Origin of the sequence: Myxococcus sp. AM011 (assembly GCF_013372595.1) — a bacterium.
Classification (GTDB): domain Bacteria; phylum Myxococcota; class Myxococcia; order Myxococcales; family Myxococcaceae; genus Myxococcus; species Myxococcus eversor.
Map to the genome: position 1 here is coordinate 1 of NZ_JABXEM010000057.1, position 23,084 is coordinate 23,084.

Sequence of the window (23,084 nt, forward strand, 5' to 3'; positions counted from 1 at the left end):
GTGGGCAGGGAGGCGGGCGGGGACTCGGGCGCATCGGGGCTCGACGGGTCCACGGCGGGAGCGAGCCTCTTGGGCTCGGAAGCACAGGCGGCGAGCGTGACGAGGCTCGCGAGGACACAGAGGAAGGAACGCATGAAGGACCTCGAAGTGGCGCGCTGTGACAGCGCCAGGAATCGCTGCGCTGTTCAGCAAGGCCCAGGCCATGTCGACCCAAAAGACAACTCCGCGGATTGACGACGTGCGCGAGGTCAAGGCGCGAGCTGGGCTCGAGCGCCGGTGTAACCGGAGTCATCACACTGTGATGGCTGGAGTGGTGCCTGGCTGTTCACCGGCGCACTCCACTTGCCCCCTGAAACACGAAGCGCGGGGAGCGTCCCGAAGGACCCTCGACCCGCGCTTCACCACATTTGCTTCAGCGTCTGACGCTCAGGAGATGCCCTTGCGCAGCCGCGTCCAGTCGAAGTTCGGCGCCGGGTCGTTCTTGCGGCCCTTGGGCACCGCCACGTCCGCGTGGCCGACGATGTTCTTCATCGGCACGTCGTACTTCTCCTTCAGGTGGCTCGTCAGCTGGGTGAGCGCCTTGTACTGCGCCTCCGTGAAGGCCGTCTTGCCGCTGCCGTCGTTGACGATTTCGATGCCGATGGAGCGCGCGTTGACGTCCGTGGGGACGCCGTGCAGCTCGCTCTTGCCCGCGTGCCACGCGCGCTTGTCGTCACCGACGAGCTGATAAATCTTTCCGTCGCGGTCCACCATGTAGTGCGCGGACACTTTGCTGTCCGGGTTGCGCATCCACGACAGGTCGGCCTTGCCGTCGTTGGACGCGGTGTGGTGCAGGACGATGGTGTCGATGTCCGCGCCGTTGCGGCTGTCGGAGTTGGGCGAAGGCGCGCTGATGACCGGCGGCTTGGCGCCCGGCGTCGTGGGAGTCGTCGGAGTCGTGGGCGTGCCCCCCAGCGCCTTCTTCAGCGCCGCCTGCGTCTGCTCACCGTAGTAGCCCGTGGTGGGAAGCTTCTTGTCACCCTGGAACTTCTTCACCGCCGCTTCGGTCTGCGCGCCGAAGGTCCCAGGGCCCGTGGCCACCTGCGCCTTCGTCAGATAGCCCAGCTTCACCAGCGCGTCCTGGAGCTGCTTCACCTTGGGGCCCGTGTCGCCCTTACGAAGTCCCGCCGGAGGCGCGGTGACGGCAGGCGTCGCGGCCGCCGCCTTGTTGGTGGTGGTACGGGTCGCGGTGGAGGAGGGAAGGCGCACGCTCATGAGAGGCCCCGACTTGTGGAATAGGGGAAAATCACGGGATTGTCGGTGTTCCAGGCTGAAAGTTGCCGATCCAAAGCCTGGAACACCTTCCCTGTCTCTCAGGTAACACTCAGGTCACAGTCGTCGACCTGCGCGCGGCCGCACGGTGGCGGAGCCGCTCTCTCACTCCATGAACGAATGCGTAGAAGGTGGGGAGCACCAGCAGGGTGAACAGCGTGGAGGTCACCAGCCCGCCGACCATGACGACGGCGAGGGGCCGCTCGATTTCCGTCCCGTGCAGGGGCAGCACGAGCAGCGGCAGCAGGCCGAGGATGGCCGTGGCGGCGGTCATCAACTTGGGTCGGACGCGACCTAGGCTTGCCTGACGAATGGCCGCGTCGAAAGGCATCCCACGCGCGAGCAAATCCTTGGTCTGTGAGACCAGCACCAGCCCGTTCTGCACGGCGATGCCGAACAGGCCGATGAGCCCCACGAGGCTGGAGACATTCCACGTCTCTCCGGCGATGAGCAGCGCGAGGATTCCGCCGACAAAGGCATCTGGCAGTGTGGCGAGAATCACGAGCGCCTCCGCCACCGAATCCAGCGCCAGGTACAGCAGGATGAACACCGCGAGGATGGCGACGGCGATGGCCATGGCCAGCGACTGCGCGGCGCGCTGCTGACTCTCCACGCGCCCGCCCACGTCGAGGAAGTACCCGGTGGGCAGCTTCAGCTCGGCGGCCAATCGCTCGCGCACCTCCGCGGCGGTGCTGCCCAGGTCCCGGCCGGAAACGCTGGCCTCCACCGCGAGTCGACGGCTTCCTGCCTCGCGGCGCACGCTGCCCGCGCCGAAGGTCTCCTCGATGGTCGCGAGCTGACTCAGGGGGATTCGCGTGCCGTCATGTCCGTCCACCAGGAGGTTGCGCAGCGCCTGGAGGTCTCCCCGCTTGTGGTCCGCCAGCCGAAGCACCAGGTCGTGCCGCCGCTGGCCCTTCCACACCTGCGAGGACTCCTCGCCCACCAGCCCCACGCTCACCGCGCGGATGACGTCGCCGGGCGTCAGTCCCACCCGCGCCACCGCGGCGCGATTCACGGTGATTCGAAGCTGCGGCAGGCCGCTGAGCTTCTCCACGCGCAGGTCCTCCACGCCGTCCACCTTCGCGAGGATGGCGCGCGCGCGTTCTCCCAACGCGGCGAGCGTCTCCAGCTCCGGCCCGAAGATGCGCACGGACAGGTCCGCGGGACTGCCGCCCAGGCCCTCGTCGATGCGCATGCCCAGCGGCGTGGTGAAGAGCGTGGTGACGCCGGGCACTCGCGCCACGGCGACGCGCAGGTCCGCCTCCAGCTTCTCCAGGCTCCTGCCCCTGTCCTTCTTGAGCACGACGAGGACGTCCGAGACGGTGTGAGGCATCGGGTCCTCCGTGCGCTCGGCGCGGCCGGTGCGCCGCACGACGTCTTCCACCTCCGGGAAGCCGAGCAGCACGTCCTCCACCAGGTGGTTGAGGCGGTCCACCTCCTCCAGTGACGCCTCGGGGGGCAGCACCGTCTGCAGGAGGAAGGCGCCCTCGTCCAGTCGGGGCATGAAGTCGCTGCCCACCGCGAAGGCGAGACCCAGCGCCGGCACGGTGATGGCGAGCGCCACCAGCCGCACGAGGCCCGCCCTGCGCATGCACGTGTCCAACATCGGCGCGTAGGCCGACTTGAGCTTGCGGATGAGCCACACGTCCTCGGGCTGTCCCGGACGCGGGGCCTTGAGCAGGAGCGACGAGGCCACGGGCACCAGCGTGAGCGCCAGCGCCAGTGATGCGGCCAGACACGCCACCACGGCGGCGGCGAGGGGCTGGTACATGCGCCCCTCGATTCCCGTCATGGCGAACAGCGGGATGAACACGGACACGACGATGAGGGTGGCGAAGGCGATGGGACGCCCCACCTCCAGCGACGCGGCCAGCGCCTCGTCGCGCACGGACTTGCGGCCCGCGCCCTCGCGCAGGTCATGGATGATGTTCTCGGTGACGATGATGGCCGCGTCCACCAGCAGGCCCACGGCGATGGCGAGCCCGCCCAGCGTCATGGTGTTGATGCCGATGCCGGCGAGCTTCAGGAGGATGCCCGCCAGCGCCAGTGACAAGGGCAGGGTGAGGGTGACGATGAGCGCGGCGCGCCAGTCTCCCAAGAGCGCGAACAGCACCAGCACCACCAGCAGCGCGCCCAGCAGGATGGCCCGGCTGACGCCCCCCAGCGCCTCGTCCACCAGCACCGACTGGTCATAGACGACGCGCAACTGCACGCCCTTGGGCATCGACTGCTCCAGCTCCTTGATGGCCTCGCGCACGCCCGCGGCCACCCGCTGCGTGTCCGCGCCGAACTGCTTGATGACGCGGCAGCTCACCACCTCGCCCTTGAGGCGGTGCGCGATTCCCCGGCGCAGCGCGGGGCCTTCGCGCACGTCGGCCACGTCCGCGAGCAACACGGGCGTGCCCGCTCGCAACGCCACCACCGTGCTGTTCAGGTCCTCCACCGTCTGTGCACGGCCAATCGCTCGCACCGTCCACTCCATGGGGCCCTGCACCACGAAGCCGCCGGACGCGTTGAGGTTGGCGCCCTCCAGCGCGTGCTCCACCTCGTTGAGGCTGATGCCGCGCGCCACCATCTGGTCCGGGTCCAACAGCACCTGGAACTGCCGCAGGTAGCCGCCCAGCCGCTCCACGCCCGCGACACCGGGCACGGCGAGCAGCCGGTTCTTCACCTCGAACTCGGCCAAGTCCCGCAGCGCCATGAGGTCCGCCGCGCCGGGCTCCGCCTCCAGGGTGAACTCGAAGACTTCATTGAGCCGGCCGGTGAGGCTGGAGACGAGGGGCGCGTCCGTGCCGGGCGGCAGCTCGCCCTGTGCCTGGGCCACGCGCTCGGCGACGTACTGACGGCTGCGGAAGTAGTCCGCGTCCGGCTCGAACTCCACCGTGACTTGCGTGACGCCCAGCTGCGACGTGGAGCGGATGCGGCGCACGTCGGGCAGGCCCGCCAGGGCGACTTCCATGGGAATGGCCACCGCCGTCTCCAGCTCCTCCGCGCCCATGGCGGCGTTCTGGACGATGACGTTGAAGATGGGGGCGGACAGGTCCGGGAAGACGTCGCGGCGAAGCCCGTGGAGCGCCACCGCGCCGAAGGCGGACAGCGCCAGGGCCAGCACCACGGTGAGGCCAGGCCGCGCGAAGGACGTGCGCAGGATGCGCCCCACCAGGGAAGACGTGGGCTCAGTGGCCATGGTCTTCACCTCCGCCGGCGGACTTCTCGACTTCCGCCTTGAGGAGGAAGGCGCCGTCCACCACCACCTGCTCGCCGACCTTCAGGCCGGAGAGCACCTCCACGTGGTCTCCCAGCGTGCGGCCGCGTCCCACCTCGCGCCGCTCGAAGGAGCCGCGCTCTCCGGTGGGCAGGAAGGCCACCCAGCCGTTCTCCAGTCGCTGGAGCGAGGCGGTGGGCACGGTGGTGATGGTGCCATCCGGGCTGCCGAGCGGAATGGACGCGGTGGCGGACATGCCCGGCTTGAGCAGGCCCTCGCGATTCTCCAGCACCAGCCTCACGGGGATGGTGCGCGAGGACGCATCCACGCGCTGCCCCACGTGGCCCACCCGCGCCGTCAATTCCTTGCCCGGGAAGGCGGCGAAGGTGACGCGCGCCTCGGCGTCCTTCTGGATGCGCACCGCGTCGCGCTCGAAGGCGTGGACGATGAGCCACAGCGAGCCCAAATCGCCGATGCGGAAGAGCGGATGCTCCGCGTCCGCCATCTGTCCCATCCTCGCGTCGCGCTCGATGACGGTGCCGGAGATGGGCGAGCGCAAGATGAAGCCCGGCGTGCCCGCGCCCTGACGCAAGTCGTCCTCGCTCGCGCCCAGGGCCGCCAGCTCCGCTCGGGCCGCGGCGACCTCCGCCTCCGCGCCCGCGGCTTCGACTTCCGCGGTCTGCACGTCCTTCTGCGCGACGATTCGCTCGGCGGCGAGCGCGCGCTTGCGCTCGGCCGTCTGCCTGGCGGCGGTGGCGCGGGCCTTCGCGGACTGGAGCGCGGCGCGGGCCTTGCCCAGCTCGGGGCTGCGCAGCTCCGCCAGCTTCTCGCCCTCCTTCACCTCCTGGCCGGTGGTGACGAAGACGGTGCCCACCCGGGCGGAGATGGGAGACGCCACCTCCGCGTAGGCGTCCTCGCTGAACATCAGCTCACCCAGCGCGGTGACGCTCTCTCCACCGGGCCTCGCCGACGCGGGCGCGGTGGTGACTCGCAAGTCGCGCAGCATCTCCGGCGCGATGTGGACGTGGGACTCGTCGTGTCCTTCGTCATGTCCCTTGGGCTCGGCGCCTTCTTCGTGCGCGTGCTCGTCTTCGTGCTCCGGCTTGTCGGACTTGCAGGCGGAGAGTGCGACGAGGGCGGACAGGAGCAGATGAGAGGGCTTCATGGCAGGACTCCTGTTTCGACGGCGAGCTGCACTCGGGCGAGCGCGGCCTGGAGGTGACTGTCGAGCAGCGCCACGCGCGTCTCGAGCGTTTCACGGCGGACGAGGAGCAACCCCGCGAGGTCCATCTCCCCGGCGTCGTAGGACCTGCGTGAGAGCGACTCGTTCTCGTCCAGCAGCGGCAGGGCCTCTTTCTCCAGCACCTCCAGCGCCTGCTGACGCCGCATGTCTCGGATGCGGGCGGCTTCCACCTGGGCATCGCGCGTGCGGCGCGCGGCCTCCAGCAGGGTGCGCAGCCTTCTCACGCGGGCCTCTCCCGTCACCTTCGCTTCCTGGCCCCGGGAGAACACGGGCAGCGGAACACTCAGGGTGCCGAGCCACGCTGTCTCGTTCACCTCCTTCTCGTAGCGCACGCCCACGCTCAAGTCGGGCAGTGCCTCCGCGCGTCCCAGTCGCAGCTCCGCCTCGGCCTGGGCGAGCGCCGACTCCAGGGCGCGAACATCCGCGCGCTCGGAGGTATTGGTGGGCGCGGCCACCGGCAGGGAGGAGAGCTCCCGGAGCGCGCCGCTCACCGCGAGCGGCTCCTGGAGGGACAGTCCGAGCCAGGCGCGCAGCTCGCTCAGCAACGCGGCCTCCTCGCCTTCGGCCACGACGACAGCCGCGTGGGCCCGAGCCAGCGCCACGCGCGCCACGTTGACGTCCACCACGGGCACGTCGCCCGCATCGAAGCGCTTGCTCGCGGAGCTGGCCAGGTTCTTCGCGGCCTCCTCCGTGTCGCGCATCAGCCGGGAGAACTCCCGGGCGTAGAGCGCGCGCAGGAACGACGCGGCCACTTCACCGAGCACCCGCCGCTCGGCGTCCTGCTGCTCGGCGCCTTCCCGGGCGAGGCCCGCGCGCGCGGACTCTCTTCGGGCGCCCTGCTTGCCTCCCAACTCGAAGGGCTGCGCGAGCCCGAGTGAGAGCTGGAGGCCGCGCGCGCCATCTTCCTGCCTGCGCGGGCCTATCTCGGCGTTGAGGGTGGGGTTGTCACGCAGCCAGGGCGAGGCGCCGGCGACGGCTCCTTGTGCCTCGGCGACGCGGCCCTCGGCGTCCAGCAACGCGGGAGCGCGTTCGCGGGCCAGGGCCAGGGCTTGTTGGAAGGACAGCTCGGAAGGTGAAGCGGTGCTGGCGCAGGGCCAGACCAGGGCGGCGGTGAGCCCGAGGGCCACCGTCGCGGAAGGATTGAACACGGAAGAAGACCTCGCGAAAGGGAAGCGAGCGTCAGGCGCGAGGTGTCCCGGTACCGCCGTGGACGCACCTCACCTGGAATCGCTCGCGCGAAGAGACGGACGCAGCCTCAGGCGAGGAGGGCTTTGGGGACGTGGAGGATGTCGTCCAGGTCCGCCGAGGCGGGCGCGGCCTCATCCCAAAGGACGAGACGCGGCCGGGGTCCTTCCAGGAGCAGCGAGGGAGGGGAGACGGGCGCGGCGATGGAGCGCACATGGCCGCAGCAGGTGCAGTCCGCGCAGTCCGGCGCGCACTGACCGCTCGCATCGTCATCCGGGCAACGCTGCGCGCACACGGTCTCCGTCGCGTCGGCGATGGCCATCCACAGGCCACCCTCCGTCGGGGCGAACAGCAACAGGCTGAGGCACAGCCAGATGCGTGTGAGCACGGAGCTGGCTTCTAGCATGGCCCCGGACGCCGCGCACGTGGATGCACGCTCAGCGTGAACCAGACATCGGTTGAGGAGCATGCCTGCTCGTCCGCGAGGGCCGGTGGAGTGTCGTCACACCGGCGCCCTTTGCGTGAGTGTGCGTCAGGCGACGCGCACGGGCGCGGGCCGGCCCAGAATCAGCTCGGTGGAGAAGTAGCGCTCCATCCGGTCCGGGAACACCGTCACCACCTGCGAGCCGGGACCCAGTCGCCGCGCGGCCTCCACGGCCGCCACGTAGTTGAGGCCGGAGGACGGACCCACGGGGAAGCCTCGGCGGATGAGGGCGCGCGCGGTGCACATGGCCTCCTCGTCCGACACGTCCAGCTCCACGCGCCCCGGCATGTCCGAGTCGCGGTACAGCTTGGACATGCCGTCGACGACGCCGGGCACGCGCGGACTGAAGCTGCAACATTCGATGTCGCAGCCGAGCCCCGCGATGGGACGCGCGATGAAGGCCGTCACCGGACAGCCCGCTTCCGCGAACGCCTGGTACAGCCCCACCACCGTGCCGCCCGTGCCCACGCCGCTCACCACGCCGTGCACCAGGCCGCCCGGAATCTGGGACAAGATTTCCTGCCCCGTCCACACGCGGTGCGCCTCGGCGTTGTCCGGGTTCTCGAACTGGCGGGGCGCGAAGGCCTTGCGCTCCCGGGCAATCTCCTCGGCCTTGGCGATGGCGCCACGCACGCCCTCCGCTCTCGGCACCAGCACCACGTCGCCGCCGTAGGCGCGGATGGTGAGCACGCGCTCGTCGGTGACTCCCTCGGGCATCACCGCGGTGAAGCGCACGCCCATCTGTGCGCTCGCCAGCGCGAGCGCGATGCTCGTCGAGCCGCTGGACGCCTCCACCACCTCGCCGCCGGGCTGCAGCTCGCCCATGCGCCAGGCCTTCTCCAACATGTAGCGCGCGATGCGGTCCTTCGTGGAGCCACTGGGGTTGAGGAACTCCAGCTTGCACCAGATGGTGGGCCCCTCCGGGTCCAGCCGGACGGGAACGAGAGGCGTGGGAGCGATGGCCTGGAGAAAGCGGCCATCCGCGGGCAGCGGGCGACAGGGAGGGCGCATGAGGTCCTCCCTATCGCGAATCGCCTCCGGCCGTTAGCGTCCCGCGCGTCTTCCCGACGGACGGGGCTTCCATGGGCCGTCCGCCCGGCCTGTAAGGAAGCGCCCGTGGGTGGCGATGGATGTGGCGCGACCGAGGGCCGGCGGGTACGAAGGAGTACCTCTGCCCCGTACTTCATGAGTCCTTCCTCCTCTCCGGTCATCCTCAACGTCAATGACGATGTCGCCAGTCGCTATGTCACGAGCCGGGTGTTGGGGCTCGCGGGCTTCCAGGTCGTGGAAGCCGGTTCCGGTGGCGAGGCGCTGGCCCTCGCGGATGAGCACACCGACCTGGCCATCCTGGACGTCCGACTGCCGGACATCAGCGGGCTGGAAGTCTGTCGCCGGCTGAAGCTCTCCCCCCGCACCCGGGGCATGCTCGTCCTGCATCTGTCCGCACAGGCGGTGGGGCCGGGCGACCGGGCTCATGGCCTGGAGCACGGCGCGGATGGCTACCTGGTGGCCCCGGTGGACCCCGAGGAGCTGGTCGCCCAGGTCCACGCCCTGCTGCGGCTGCGCCGCGCCGAGCGCGAGGTCCACGCGCTGTCGCAAGAGGTGGAGCGTCAGCGACGCTTGCTCGACATGGCCATGGCGTCCGCGGCGGACCCCATCGCGCTGTTTGACGCGACGGGACGTCTGCTGTTCGCCAACCAGGCGGCGTACGCGGCGCGCGGCAGCCACGAGGCCCTCGTCTCGGGTGAGTCGCTGGGCGCGCGGGATGCGAAGGACCCGTCGCTCGCGCCCTTCATCCGGCTAATGGAAGTGGCGCTGCGCACCGGACAAGTCCAACGCGGCGCCGTCACGCTGTCGACGGACCAGGGGCCCCGGCACTTCGACTTCACGCTGTCCCCCACGCTGGACGGGGACGGCAAGGTGGCCGCGCTGATGGCGACCTCGCGGGACGTCACCGAGGAGCGCAGCGAAGAGGAGTTCCGCGAGCAGTTCATCGGGATGCTCGGGCATGACCTGCGCAATCCGCTCAACGCCATGTCCATGTCCGCGCAGCAGCTCAAGCGGAAGGGCAACCTGGACGAGCGTCAGTCCTCGCTCACCGAGCGCATCCTCACCAGCGCGGACCGGATGGACCGGATGATTCGCCAGCTACTGGACTTCGCTCGCTCGCGGCTGGGCGGTGGTGTCCCGGTGGTGGCCTCGGACTGCGACGTCTTCGACGTGGCGCGGCGCACGCTGGAGGAGATGCGCGCCAGCCACCCTGGCCGGATGCTGGTGCTGGAGGTGCTCGGGGATGGGCGCGGCGCGTGGGATTTGGACCGGCTGGAGCAGGCGTTCAGCAACCTGCTGGCGAATGCGCTGAAGTACAGTCCTGTGGACAGTCCTGTGCGGATGTGGGGCGATGCGGGTGAGCGGGAAGTGGTGTTGCGCGTCCACAACGGCGGGCCGCCGATTCCTCCGGAGGAGCTGCCCCACATCTTCGCCGCATGGCGTCGAGGCTCGCGGGCCGTGCAGAACGAGGCGGTGGCGTCCTCGGGGTTGGGGCTGGGTCTGTACATCACCCGACAGATTCTGCTCGCCCATGGCGGCGAGGTGACGGTGGAGTCCAGTGCGTACGGTGGGACGACCTTCACGGTGCGGCTGCCCCGGGGATGATGATGACCAGCTGACGTTTGAAATGCCGAATGGCTCGCCGTTGCGGGGGGCCATTGCCACCTTTCCGTCATGTCGCCCGAGAAGCTCATCTTCGCGCAGTCCGTCGAGGCCCTCTTCGTGAGGGCCCTGGGTCCCTACCTGACGAAGGAGGGGCGCCAGCGGCTGAAGGGGGTGGGCCTGGACTTGTCGGAGCGGTTGCGACCGGCCTACTCCCTGGAGCAGTGGCGCGCGTTCCTGCGGGTGGCCGTGCAGGACATCTTCCCGTCGCTGCCGGCGAAGGACGCCTGGCTGGCGCTGGGCGCGCGTTATCTGCAGGGGTTCCGGCAGACACCGGTGGGGCGGGCCAGCCTGTCGCTCGTCACGCGGCTGGGGCCCATGAGGACGCTGGAGCGGGTGCCCTACAACGTGAGGGCCGGCAACAACTTCAACGAGGTGCGGGTGGAGGAGTCCGCCGAGGGCTCCGCCACGCTGTGGATGAAGGACGTGGCGGCGGACAACCCGTACTTCTCCGCGGGCTTCCTGGCGGAGTCGCTGCGCGTCGCGGGTGCAGGGCACGTGTTGGTGGAGCCCATCGCCTTCGACGGCACGGCGGCGACGTACCGCATCGTCTGGAGCCGGATGGCCCTGGCGCCGGTGGGTGAGGCCGTTCCCGCGCCGGGGGCGTGAAGCGCTCTTCGCTCAAGGCGTGAGGAAGGCTCGCAGGTGCTCCCGCTCGTTCTCGAGCGACGCGGTGGTCCACGCTCGCTGGAGTGAGGGGAGGGGCCACAGGTCCATGTCCTGGGGCTGGGTCACGCGCGCGAGCTTGAAGGCATGGCGCTGTGCCGCGCCGACGTTCTCCCGTCGCTTCGGGTCGTTGAGCATTTCCACGCCCTGAATCACCATGCGCAGGCCCACCAGATACTCCACGAGCGTGGTCTCTTCGACGATGCGCTCGCCAATGGAGGACAGCACGTGGCCCAGTCGCTCACGGTCCGCGGCCGGGAGCGTGTCCAAGACGAGTGCTCGCTGGGTGAGGCGGTAGGGACCGGTGAGCGCCAGCTCTCCCACGAAGGCGGAGAAGGCACGGGCCTGGGGGCGGGAGACCTTCGCCAGCGTCAGGAGCCGCATGGCCTCGGTGTACATCGAGAGAGTCGAGGCGGTCCGATAGTCAGCGAGGTCGGCGATGCGCTCCAGTTCGGCGAGTTCTTCCGGAGTGAAGGGCGCTTTCGGGTCGGTGTCTCCCAGGAGCAGGAGCAACCGGAGTTGCATTTCCTGGGGAGCCTCGGCGGCGAGTTTTTGGAGGCGTGGCTTGAGCGTGGCGCGTGCCTTCGCGAGCGCCTCGGGATGTTGTGGCCCGGCGGTCAGGAAGTGCTCGAACGCGGCGCGTAGGAGGATGGGGTCCTTCACGTCGTCGAGGTGCGTGGCGAGCCACTCCAGGGCAGGGCCTCCGAGCACGTTTCCCGAGAGCGCGAGGATGAGGCGGACATCCACGGCTTCGATGCGTTCCCAGGCGGCTTCGACCTCAATCTTGCCATCGCTGGACGAGGTTGGCGGCTCCAGCAAGAGGCGGCTCTCGGCGAAGTGGGGGCGCCCTGCCTGGGCCCAGGCGCGAAGGAAGGCGGCATGCCAATCGAGCTTCGGCTGGCGGCGGCGCTGGTCCACCAGGGACGCGAGGATGACGACCTCCGGGTCCTTCGCGGCGACCGCGCGAAGCCGCTTCAGGGATTGCTCCGCCTTGGGTAGCGCGCCTTGTTCCAGGAACACGCACGTCTGGACGAAGAGGGCGCTCGCATCCTTGGGGGCTTCCTTGAGCGCCAGTGCGAGTTCCTTCTGGGCCTCTACGTCATTTCCAGACCGGGCGTACTCGGAGGCGCGTTGGATGCGCGTGGTGAGGGGTTCCGCCTCGGCCTTCTCTGGAGGAGCGGCTCCGAGACTCAAGGCCGCGACGACGAGCCACGGGAGGAAGGGCGTACGCATGTCCCCAGCTTAACGGTGCAGTCGCCCGGTCTGGGAGGGCGGAGCCCCGTTCGGGCCGGTTTCTACCCCCGTGGAGGGAGAGACGTATTCCGCGACATGGGTATCGTGGACCTGCTTCTTCGGGGGGCCATGCATGCGTGAGCTGACGTTGTCGGTCGCGATGACAGATGTTCCGTTGTCAGGGCCGACCCGCTTCGCCGCACTCGGGCTTGCCGCTCCCCGCGAGAATGCCTCCTTTCCGCGACTCCGTGCGCTGCCCTCTCCGCGCTACTTGGGCTCGTTTTCCGAAGACGCGCTGGTTTGGGAGGGCTCCGGTCGTACCTCCTGAGAGGTAATGCCTTGGGTCGAGGGACGGGCTATCTGCTGTGTTGCTTTGGTTGTCCAAACATCCAGGGAAGGGGTTCCCAGGATGCCACGCAAGAGGGAGATATGAAATGGCGACTCTCAGTGCTCGACTGCGTCGTTGGGTGATGATTGTTGGTACCGCCGCCGCGTTGGGGGCGGGCACTGCTTATGCGCAGAGCCGTGAAGTGGCCTGTTGCTATCCCTGCACGTGCCTGCCCAATGGCAGCACCGGCTTTTGCTGTGGCCCATGCTAGGGCGCATCGCTGTTCCTGGGGGCGTCTTTGTCGGGGTCGCGTTGCTTTCCTATTTCCTGGTCAACGGCCTCTGGATGCTGGTGTCGGTTGAATCAGGAACCTGTGGGGCCGTCACGGCAACGGCGTGTGTCGCGGGCATGCCGAAGGAGCCGCGTTCCGAGAGCTATTCAGCCACTCGGGCCCTGGGAGTCCACCAGGACGCGGCCGAGGGCGTCTCAGCCGTGTCGATGACCTACGTCAACACGAGCACGCGAGTCGCGGACGCCAGGCCAGAAGTCACGAGGACCTCTCTTACTCCCATCCAAGAAGAGGATGGCCACCGGGCTCAACAGGTCGCGACGCTTCTGGATGAGAGCCGGGCCTCGCGTCCGGGTGAACTGCTGGACTGCTCCCTGACGGATGGAGGGGCCTTCCGCTGTGGGGAGTGCGCGACCGACGGGGATTGCCCAGAGGGGGAGGGGTGCGTCATCGATTACAAAGAGGGCGCCTTCCAGTGCGCGGCCAGCGATTGTGAGGATGACTCACAGTGCTCTGACGGATTCGTTTGCCGCGTCGCCGCGGGAGGAGTTCCGGGCCCGGTGATTCGCAGGTGTCTCCAGGCGGGAACTCGTCGCGCGGGAGAATCGTGTAGTCGGTTGCCGACGAGTCGCGCGGAGGCCTGTGAGGAGGACCTGTACTGCATCAATCACCGCTGCGGAGCTCTCTGTGTGCCGGGAGAGCCGGGAGGCTGCCCGGATGGACATACCTGCGAGGAGAGCTCCAGTGGCGCCGCCTGCCTCCCTGATTGCCGAAAGCAGGGATGCTCCGAGGGCGGGCAATGCGCGCCGCTCAATGGAGGAGGCTTCCAGTGTCTGGACCTCGTCGTGGACGAGTGCTCCGACGCGAAGCCGTGCTCGGAGGAGGAGAACTGCATCGTCAGGGGGAGGGCGGGACGCGCGGGACGGTTCTGCGCGTCGGCCTGTGACTCCTGGCGCTCGGAGAGCTGCTCCTCGGGCCAGGTCTGCGGCCTGGGCGGGCCCACGGGTAGCGCGTGTTTTTCGAGCTGCGACCCACAGGACCTGCGCTCCTGCTCGGTGGGGTGGCTTTGCACGACGGTGTCCGAAGACCTTCAGAGCTGGGGATGCCTGCCTGACTTCATGAGCGGGACGACCCCACGCCCCGCCCACCAGCGCGCTGTGTTCGCGGCGACGCCGTGAGGCGCTTCTCCAGAAGAGGCCGTGTCCCAATCATGGAGACACGGCTTCCTCACGAAGCCGAAGCTCAGGGTGACGCCTGACCGAGTTGGGTCGGGATGTCACGGATGGTGCCGGGCTTGATTATCTGCAGCACGGACTCTGGAAGGATGTCGAGCAAGTCCGGCATCGCGAAGGCGTAGGCGAACTTGCCCTCGTTCTCCTTCCATAGCCCCTCGATATGGAGTCCCAGGACCGTGTCACTCTCCATGTCCACGAGTGGCGCGCCCGAGACACCATGCGTGGTGCTGATATCGCTGACCAGCTTTCGGACTTGTCGGTGCTCAAGTCCACGCTGCGGCGTGAACGACAGCAGCCGACCTGGCATCAGTCGCTTGGTGCTGAACTCGTTACCCAGGAGAGGGTCGATGAATCCTTGAGGCAAATTACCGCCCGACACAGGATACCCGACGACATAGACATACTTTTCGAGGTGGGCCCTGACCGCGTCCTTGTTCCACTCCAGCTTCACGTAGGGGTGCTGCAACGAGTCGTGGCTTGCGATTTCGAGCAGGGCGAAGGAAAGACCACCATACCCGGGAGTATTGTCGACCGCGAAGAGAATCCTTGTGACGTGATGGACGTGTTCCATGGGGCTTCTGGCGTTGTCGTCGAAGGTGAACTCCCAGGACTGTGCTGGCAGGGAGACGGGGGATTCGTGTCCGAGCATCTCGCGCGGAATCTTGTGCCCCACCGTCATGATGATGTTGGGGGCGACGGCGAATGCGGTCTGGTACGCCTTGCGGTCTTGGGGGTCGTCAATGATGGGTATCGAGAGGGATCCGGTAGCGCGGCTGATGGTGAAGGGCTCGCTTCGGGTGGACTTCATCACCTGTTTCCAGGTGTCCGACAGTGGGTCGATGATCGCGTCGCCCTGGAGACGCAGCGCGGGACGCGCCTGGGCCATGACCTTGAAGGCCTCGTGTCCGGTCTTCCTCGCGGCCAGCGCGGCCTTGGCCGACGGTGTCTGGGTCTTCATGAGGGCGTACTTCGTCCGGTCGCCCTGGGCCTGGGCCAGGTCCTGCTCGGTCTTCTGTTCCGGAGGAAGCAGCTCGATGACATCTGCTCGGAGGCGATAGACCTCGGGGAAGGTCGCCGAGCCATCCACCATCCGGTTCAAGAAGGCCCGGAGCTTCTTCATCGTTTCGATGCTGTCCGCGCCGAGCCCGCTCAACGTGGCGCTCCTCTCGCGAAGATCAATGTAGGTTGTCCATCCCTCGGCCCAACCACAGAACTCGGCACGGGACACCGCTGCCAGGTCCTCCGCGCTTGTCGCCCCCTGCGCCCAGATGAGGCCGCATGCAACGTGGAACGCCGCCTTCTCGATATCGGGCTGCCCGGAGACGTTCAGCGTCTGGCCATCGATGGGGTGACCGGCGGCCGTTCGCGATGGCCCCTGTTTCCAATTCACCTCCACCCGCACCCCACTGCTACTCTTCTGCACGGTTCCCACGAGTTCGTTGGGTGTGCTGACCCATTGACGAATCTTGGCCAGCAACTGTGTGACGTTGACGCCCTGGATGGTGAGTTCAACCTCGGAAAACTTGCTGGCGGCGATGTTGAGAGGATCAACCTCCTTGGGCAGGAAGGTGGAGTCTGGCAGGGGTGTATTTCCCGCCACGTTCCCGGCAGCCGAGGAACCGCTTTGGGCGGTAGTCAATCGTTGCGCCTCCTGGCGCAGCAGGTACAGCAAGGTCTTGTGGTAGGTGGCCACCAGTCGTGGGAAGGACTTCGCTTCGCTGGATTTCTCCTCCCCCATGTCTACGAGCTCGAACTTGCCGATGTAGAGGTTCTTGTCGAGCCAGACCCTGGTGAACTCGTTGTAGAACAGGAAGCCGAACCCCACGCCGAGCGTCGCCAGCGCGGCGGTATAGACGAGCTTCGCCACGCACTCCTGTAGCGTCATCGCGAGAACCTCGGTCGGTGGCGGAAGCCCATGCCGACGAAATCAGGTGGTGAGGGGGAAGCGGAATGGTAGGCGTGCGCTTGAAGGGCTGACAAGCAATAGCCGAATGCCACTCCGTGCTCACCTTGGAGCCCCGTTTGGATTGTCTTCTCGGGCCGTCCGCTGAGGGAGCACCCAAGTGGGGCATGTAGGAGCGGCTCCTTCTGCTCCACGCGCGCGTTGACGCCCGCCTGTACCTGTGTTCAGGCTTCTTGCGGAGAGGTGCGCATGCCCCCGCAAATCAGTCTCGACTTCGCCGCCGAGTGCGCCGCGCACCCGGCGCTGGCGAACTTCCACCCGGTGGTCCGCCGCTGGTTCGCCGAGCGACTCGGCGAGCCCACGCGTCCCCAGGTGGAGGGCTGGCCGCTCATCCAGGCCGGCCAGGACGTGCTCATCGCCGCGCCCACGGGCAGCGGCAAGACGCTCACCGCGTTCCTCGCCGCGCTCGACTCGCTGTTCCGGCTGGCGCTGGAGCGGAACCTGGAAGATCGCACCCAGGTCCTCTACGTCTCGCCCCTCAAGGCGCTGGGCAACGACGTGCAGAAGAACCTGCTCCAGCCGCTGGAGGAGCTGCTCTCGCGAGCCCGCGCGGAAGGCTACACGCCAGGCGAGCTGCGCGTGCAGGTGCGCAGCGGTGACACACCCGCGTCCGAGCGCGCGCAGATGGTGCGCCGTCCGCCGCACATCCTCATCACCACGCCAGAGTCGCTCTACCTCTACCTCACCGCCGAGCGCGCCCGCGCCACGTTGCGCGGCGTGCGCACCGTCATCGTCGACGAGATTCACGCGCTCGCACGCGACAAGCGGGGCAGCCACTTCACGCTGTCCATGGAGCGATTGAAGGCGCTCACCGAGACGCGTCCGCAGCTCATCGGCCTGTCCGCGACGCAGAAGCCGCTGGATGCCATCGCCGGCTTCCTCACCGGCGCGTCCCACCGCGAGTGCCGCAAGGTGGAGGTGGGCCACCTGCGCCCGTGGGACTTGAAGCTGGAGATTCCCGACGCGGAGCTGTCCTCGCTGGCGAGCCACGAGATGTGGGGCCAGGTCTATGACCGCCTCGTGACGCTGGCGGGTGAGCACCGCACCACGCTCATCTTCGTCAACACGCGGAAGATGGCGGAGCGCGTGGCGCATGATTTGGGCGAGCGACTGGGTGAAGGCCTCGTAGCGGCCCACCACGGCAGCATGTCGCGCGAAATCCGGCTGGCGGCGGAGGAGAAGCTCAAGGACGGCCGACTGCGCGTCATGGTGGCTACCGCATCACTGGAGCTCGGTATCGACGTGGGCAACGTGGACCTCGTCGTCCAGTTGGGCACCACGAAGGCCATCTCCGTGCTGCTCCAGCGCGTGGGCCGCGCGGGCCACCACAAGGCGGCCATCTCCAAGGGCATCATCTTCGCGATGACGCGCGATGAACTGATGGAGTGCGCCGCGCTCCTCAACGCCGTGCGCGAGGGCGACCTGGACGCGGTGCGCATTCCCCAGAAGCCGCTGGACGTACTCGCTCAGCAGGTGGTGGCCGCGTGCGCGTGCGAGGAGTGGGACGAGCGCGCCCTCTTCAGCCTCTTCCAGCGCGCGTATCCGTACCGCGACCTGACGTGGGAGGAGTACCAGGGCGTGCTGGAGGTGCTGTCGGAGGGCATCGCCGACCGGCGTGGCCGCGCGGGCATCCACCTGCACCGCGACCGGGTGAATCAGCGCCTCAAGGGTCGGCGCGGCGTGCGCATCACCGCGCTCACCAACGGCGGCGCCATTCCGGACACCTTCACCTTCAGCGTCACCGCCGAGCCGGAGGGCAAGGTGGTGGGCACGCTGGACGAGGACTTCGCGGTGGAGTCGTCGCCCGGAGACGTCTTCCTCCTGGGCAGCACCGCGTGGCGCATTCAGCGGGTGATGGGCAGCACGGTGATGGTGGAGGACGCGCGCGGCGCCGCGCCCAACGTTCCTTTCTGGCGCGGCGAGGCACCGGGACGCACGGACGAGCTGTCGCTCCAGGTCGGCCGACTGCGCGACGAGCTGCTCAACCGCGACGACGCGGCCCGCTTCCTGGAGCAGGAGCTGCGCATGCCGCCGCCCGCGGTGGATGCGCTGCTGGGCTACCTGCGGCTGGGCAAGAAGATGCTGGACGCGGTGCCCAGCAATCACCTCGTGGTGGCCGAGCGCTTCTTCGATGAAGCGGGCGGCATGCAGCTCATCATCCACGCGCCCTTCGGCAGTCGCATCAACCGGGCCTGGGGAATGGCGCTGCGCAAGCGCTTCTGCCGCTCGTTCGACTTCGAGCTGCAGGCGGCGGCGACGGAGGACGGCATCCTCCTTTCCCTGGGCGAGCAGCACTCCTTCCCGCTGGCGGACATCTTCGACTTCCTGCACCCGGACCAGGTGGAAGAGGTGCTGGTCCAGGCGGTGCTCCAGTCGCCGTTGTTCGGCACGCGCTTCCGCTGGGTGGCCACGCGGGCGCTGGCGCTCAACCGGATGATGGGAGGCAAGCGCGTGGCGCCCAACCTCCAGCGCGCGCGCAGCGAGGACCTGCTGGCCGCCGTCTTCCCGGCGCAGGTGGGCTGTCAGGACAATCACGGCGGCGGCGACGTGGAGCTGCCGGACCATCCGTTGGTGAAGCAGACGATGGACGACTGTCTGCACGAAGCCATGGACGTGGAGGGCCTGCGCGAGGTGCTCCGCCAGATGAAGGACGGCCGCATCCGTCTGGAGGCCCGCGACGTGCCGGAGCCGAGCGTCTTCGCGCACGCGATGATTCACAGCCAGCCGTACACCTTCCTGGATGACGCGCCGGCCGAGGAGCGCCGCGTGCGCAACGTGGCCTTGCGACGCGCGCTGCCGGCAGAGGACGCGGCGGCCTTCGGCGCGCTGGACGCGACGGCCATCGCCACGGTGGTGGAGGACGCCGCGCCGCCGATGCGCGACGAGGACGAGCTGCATGACATGCTCCTCCAGTGGGTGCTCGTGCGGGACTCGGAGATTCCGAAGGGACTGGCGACTCCGCTGTTCGAGCAGGGCCGGGTGGCGTGGCTGGACCTGCCCGCCGGGCGCTTCCTCGTCGCGGCCGAGCGGGGCAGCGCGGTGCGAGTGCTGTTCCCAGAGGGGGTGACGCAGCCGCCGTTGCCGGTGCTCGCGCATGACCGGCCGGTGGAGCGCGAGGCCGCGGTGCTCCAGGTGGTGCGGGGACGGATGGAGAACGTGGGCCCCACCACGGTGGCGGAGCTTTCGCGCCTGTGCGTGTTGAGCGAGGACGAGGTCAACGCTGCGATGCATCAGCTGGAGATGCAGGGCACCGTGCTGCGGGGCCGCTTCCGTCCGCTGGAGACGCCGCTCGCGCCGGGAGAGGCGCTGCCCCTGGAGTGGTGCGACCGTCGCCTGCTCCAGCGCATCCACCGGATGACGGTGGGGCGGCTGCGCCGGGAAATCGAGCCGCTGAGCGGGCGCGACTTCATGCGCTTCCTCTTCCGATGGCACCACATGGAGGACGTGGACGCGCTGCGCGGCTCCACGGGACTCATCAAGGCGGTGCGGTTGCTCCAGGGCTACGAGGCGCCGGCCTCCGCGTGGGAGCGCTTCCTCCTGCCCGCGCGCATGCGGGGCTACACGCCGGACATGCTGGAGCGGGCCTGCTACGCGGGCGAGGTGGCCTGGGGCCGACTGACGATGAAGGACCAGCCGAAGCCCGTGCCGGGACCTCGTCGTGGCGCGCCCGTGTTGCCACCGGAGCCGGAGGTGCCCGCGCCCACGCGCTCGCGTGCCTCGCCCACGCGCAACGCTCCGCTGACCTTCACGCTGCGCGAGGACCTGGAGTGGATGCTCGCGGCGGCGCGGCCTCACGCGGTGCTCGCGGATGGGGACGTGTGGACGCCACCGGACCTCAGTGCGGCAGCGAAGGACGTGGTGGCGGTGCTGGAGCGACGGGGGGCGTGCTTCTTCCAGGACCTGGTGTCCCGAGCGCGACGGCTGCCGGCGGAAATCGAGGACGCGCTGTGGGAGTTGGTGGCGCGCGGCCTGGTGACGGCGGACGCGGTGCAGAACCTGCGCGTGCTCCAGAGCCCGGCGCATCGCAAGCGGCAGAAGCTGCTGCAGCGCGGAGGGCCTGGACGCTGGAGCCTGCTGGCGCCCGCGGAGCCGAAGACGTCCGACGAGGTGATGGACTCGCTGGCGCGCCTGTTCCTCCAGCGCTACGGCATCGTCTGGCGGGATTTGGTGATGCGCGAGGCGCTGGCGCCCACGTGGCGTGAGCTGCTGTTCGTCTACCGACGCATGGAGGCGCGCGGCGAGGTGCGGGGTGGACGCTTCGTGGCGGGGTTCGTCGGTGAGCAGTTCGCCCTACCGGAGGCGGTGGACATGGCGCGCGCGGTGCGGCGGCAGCCTCCCTCCGGCGTGCGCGTGCAGCTCTCTGGCGTGGACCCGCTCAATCTCACGGGCGTGGTGACGCCGGGGCCGCGTGTGCCCGCGATGCCGGGCAATGTCGTCACCTACGTGGACGGTGTGCCGGGCGGCGTGGACGCGCTGGAGGACGAGTCCGAGGAGAACGTTGGCGATGACACGGAGGGCGGCGGCGGGGTGGCGCAAGCGAGCTGAGAATCCACGTCGGCATGCACTCCCGGTGTTAGGGTCCCCCCCGCTATCTTCAGGAGGGGGTTCTCTCGAATGCGTCGTCTATTGCTCGTTGGATTGTTGCTGCTCTCGGCCACGTCGTGTGACGAGTCCGGCGATGGTCCAGATGCGGACTCCGGCACCGTCGCGGGGACGCTCACGCCGTTCCGCAGCAACGAGCAGTCTTCCGAGGGAGGCGTCTCCCGGGCCACCCACCTTCCCTTTGGCAAGGGCGTGCTGGCGAGACTGAAGGAGCAGCTCCGCGGTACGAAGGAGCTGCGGGTGCGTCGCGCGGCGCTGGAGCAGACAGACCCGGGCCTGCCCATCATCCCCGCGCCGCTGGGGCCTCCGCCGCTCGCTCGCATCCCCCAGGAAGACGCGACGATTCCCGGTGACGTCGTCGTCCGCTTCGAGGAGTCGGGCGTGTCCCCCGAGCGCGTGCTGTCCGCCACGGCGCTCCCCGGCTACCGCGCGGTGCACAAGGGCTACGCGAGCGAGCACCTGCACCTGGTGGGCTTCGAGGCGGAGGACGGCCACGCGGTGACGGCGGGCGAGACGCGCGAGCTGGTGTCGAGGCTCGCGGCGGTGCCGGGCGTGCGCTTCACGGACCGCAACCTGCGCATGTACAAGACGGCCGTCCCCGACGACAAGGGCTACGGCCTGCAGTGGCACTACCCCACCATCAACCTGCCGGCCGCGTGGGACATCGAGTCGGGCGCCGACGGTGTGGTGGTGGCGGTCATCGACACCGGCATCGTCTCGCACCCGGACCTCAACGCCCATGTGGTGCAGGGCTACGACATGATTGCCGACCCGACCAACGCGGGTGACGGCAACGGCCGTGACCCGAACCCCTTGGACGAAGGTGGCGATGAGCCACAGGGCGGCTCGTCGTGGCATGGCTCGCACGTGGCGGGCACCGTGGCGGCGGTGACGAACAACGGCACCGGTGTCGCGGGCGTGGCCTGGAACGCGCAGCTTCTTCCGGTGCGCGTGCTGGGCACCAAGGGTGGCAACAGCTTCGACATCGCGGCGGCCATCGCCTGGGCCACCGGTGGCACGGTGCCCGGCATCTCCCAGAGCCCGGCCAGGGCCGCCAAGGTGGTGAACATGAGCCTGGGTGGCACCGCGCCGCCGCAGGCGCTCTACCAGGACGCCATCGACGCCGCCGTCGCGCGTGGCGCCATCATCGTCGTCGCCGCGGGCAACGAGAACGTGGACGCCTCCAACAGCACGCCGTGCAATCAGGAGAACGTCATCTGCGTGGGGTCCACGGGCCTGTCGGGCCGCCGCAGCAGCTTCTCCAACTACGGCGCGCGCGTGGACGTGGTGGCCTCCGGTGGAGAGATGCGCGAGGACCTCAACGGCGACGGGTACGCGGACGGCGTGTTGTCCACCGTGCTGGATGACAACCGGCAGCCCGCGTATGCCTTCTCCCAGGGCACCAGCATGGCGTCGCCGCACGTGGCCGGCGTGGTGGCGCTGATGGCGGCGACGGCGGCCAAGCTGACCGCGGACCTCACGTCGGCCCAGGCGGAGAGCGCGCTGAAGGCCACCGCGACGCCGATTCCCGCCGCGCAGTGCACGGGTGGCTGTGGCGCGGGGCTCATCAACGCGCAGGCGGCGCTGCGCCGCATCCAGAGCACGGACCCCTCGCTGGAGCTGCCCAAGCTGAGTGTGTCGACGACCACGCTCTTCTTCCAGCAGAGCGCGACGCAGCAGCTCACGCTGAGCAACGTGGGAGGCAATCAGGGAGGCAACCTCGTGGTGACGGCCACCGTCTCGGGCCCCCAGCAGTCCGCGGTGACCTTCCCAGGAGGGAGCACCAAGACGGTGCCCGCGTTCGGCTCGACGGCGCTGGACGTGGCGGTGAACACGGCGGGACTGACGGACGGGGACTACGTGGTGACGCTCAATCTCGTGGGCTCCGGCGCCGCGGGCTCCGCGACGGTGGCGCTGAAGATTGGCGTGGGGTCGTCGAGCGATTTGGATGCGGTGGTCGCCTTCGTCTGGCAGGACGCGGTGTCGGGCGAGTGGGAGGCGGCCGACGAGGCCATCACCGTGGCGCGCGCGTCGCGCGGCTATGCCTACTCCCTCGCGCTGGCGCCCAGGACCTACTACGTGCTGGCGACCATCGACGACGACGAGGACGGCGAGCTGTTCGAGGACGGAGAACGCACGGGCTTCTGGCGCAACATCGACTCCTTCGAACCCCTCGACGTGGAGACCGGTGCCTCCACACCGAACATCAGCTTCGACCTGCTCCCGCTGGCGCCCATCGACGATGACCCGACGCTGGACGTGGGCGCATCATGCGGGGGTGACTTCGACTGCCCGGGAGGGTTCTGCAACACGAACTTCCCTGGCGGCTACTGCTCCCTGGTGTGCAACGCGGCGGCGTGCCCCACGGGCTCCAAGTGCTATGTCGTGAGTACGTCGGGCCTGAAGAACTGTCTGGACAGTTGCTCTCGCGAGGTGGGCACTGGCCGGGGCGACTGCCGCTCGGGCTACCTCTGCTACAGCGACGGCACGGGCAGCGGTTTTTGTCAGCCGAGCTGCATCGGCACGGGCCTCTCCTGCTCGTCTCCCGCGACCTGCCGGTCCGACGGCTTCTGTCGCTGAGTCGCTGTCCGGAGTGAAGCCGGTTCCCGGGGCAGTGAGACCGGGGAC

Annotated in this window: 12 protein-coding genes; 4 read left to right on the top strand and 8 right to left on the bottom strand. The window is 68.9% G+C overall.

What is annotated here, in order from left to right; translation table 11 throughout:
• Positions 1 to 426: 426 nt before the first annotated feature.
• The 6 genes from HUW62_RS14505 to HUW62_RS14530 all read right to left on the bottom strand — a co-directional run bounded on the left by HUW62_RS14505 (position 427) and on the right by HUW62_RS14530 (position 8,439).
• A complete protein-coding gene (locus HUW62_RS14505) occupies positions 427 to 1,254 on the bottom strand; it encodes an N-acetylmuramoyl-L-alanine amidase (protein ID WP_176434786.1) in 828 nt (275 codons plus the stop codon).
• A 109-nt stretch (positions 1,255 to 1,363) separates the two neighbouring features.
• Positions 1,364 to 4,498 carry an efflux RND transporter permease subunit gene (locus HUW62_RS14510; RefSeq protein WP_163869442.1) on the bottom strand — a complete coding sequence of 1,045 codons (3,135 nt, stop codon included), beginning with the start codon at positions 4,496 to 4,498 and terminating at the stop codon, positions 1,364 to 1,366.
• Positions 4,488 to 5,681 (bottom strand): efflux RND transporter periplasmic adaptor subunit, encoded by a 1,194-nt coding sequence (locus HUW62_RS14515; RefSeq protein WP_176434787.1) that lies wholly within the window; start codon positions 5,679 to 5,681, stop codon positions 4,488 to 4,490. The genes HUW62_RS14510 and HUW62_RS14515 overlap by 11 nt, the downstream gene beginning before the upstream one ends.
• Entirely contained in the window at positions 5,678 to 6,907 is a 1,230-nt protein-coding gene (locus HUW62_RS14520) for a TolC family protein (protein ID WP_176434788.1), read from the bottom strand. Before HUW62_RS14520 ends, HUW62_RS14515 begins: the two co-directional genes overlap by 4 nt.
• A gap of 107 nt (positions 6,908 to 7,014) precedes the next feature.
• Entirely contained in the window at positions 7,015 to 7,332 is a 318-nt protein-coding gene (locus HUW62_RS14525) for a hypothetical protein (protein ID WP_368670412.1), read from the bottom strand.
• 144 nt (positions 7,333 to 7,476) lie between these two features.
• Positions 7,477 to 8,439, bottom strand: a complete 963-nt coding sequence (locus HUW62_RS14530; protein ID WP_163869438.1) for a PLP-dependent cysteine synthase family protein — start codon at positions 8,437 to 8,439, stop codon at positions 7,477 to 7,479.
• Positions 8,440 to 8,613: 174 nt separating this feature from the next.
• Here HUW62_RS14530 and HUW62_RS14535 point away from each other — a divergent pair, with 174 nt between their 5' ends.
• Both HUW62_RS14535 and HUW62_RS14540 read left to right on the top strand, forming a co-directional pair.
• On the top strand, positions 8,614 to 10,083 hold the full coding sequence (locus HUW62_RS14535) for an ATP-binding protein (RefSeq protein ID WP_163869437.1): 1,470 nt from the start codon (positions 8,614 to 8,616) through the stop codon (positions 10,081 to 10,083).
• Positions 10,084 to 10,152: 69 nt separating this feature from the next.
• Positions 10,153 to 10,749 (top strand): DUF2378 family protein, encoded by a 597-nt coding sequence (locus HUW62_RS14540; RefSeq protein ID WP_163869436.1) that lies wholly within the window; start codon positions 10,153 to 10,155, stop codon positions 10,747 to 10,749.
• A gap of 12 nt (positions 10,750 to 10,761) precedes the next feature.
• Here the strand turns inward: HUW62_RS14540 and HUW62_RS14545 are convergent, their stop codons facing one another.
• A complete protein-coding gene (locus tag HUW62_RS14545) occupies positions 10,762 to 12,039 on the bottom strand; it encodes a hypothetical protein (protein WP_240357015.1) in 1,278 nt (425 codons plus the stop codon).
• A 1,859-nt stretch (positions 12,040 to 13,898) separates the two neighbouring features.
• Positions 13,899 to 15,758 carry a serine protease gene (locus HUW62_RS49965; protein WP_163869435.1) on the bottom strand — a complete coding sequence of 620 codons (1,860 nt, stop codon included), beginning with the start codon at positions 15,756 to 15,758 and terminating at the stop codon, positions 13,899 to 13,901.
• 285 nt (positions 15,759 to 16,043) lie between these two features.
• Between HUW62_RS49965 and HUW62_RS14555 the strand changes: the two genes are divergently transcribed.
• The gene (locus HUW62_RS14555) at positions 16,044 to 20,399 is read left to right on the top strand and encodes a DEAD/DEAH box helicase (RefSeq protein ID WP_163869434.1); all 4,356 of its coding nucleotides are present in this window, start codon (positions 16,044 to 16,046) and stop codon (positions 20,397 to 20,399) included.
• A gap of 69 nt (positions 20,400 to 20,468) precedes the next feature.
• The gene (locus HUW62_RS14560) at positions 20,469 to 23,036 is read left to right on the top strand and encodes a S8 family peptidase (protein WP_176434790.1); all 2,568 of its coding nucleotides are present in this window, start codon (positions 20,469 to 20,471) and stop codon (positions 23,034 to 23,036) included.
• Positions 23,037 to 23,084: the final 48 nt, after the last annotated feature.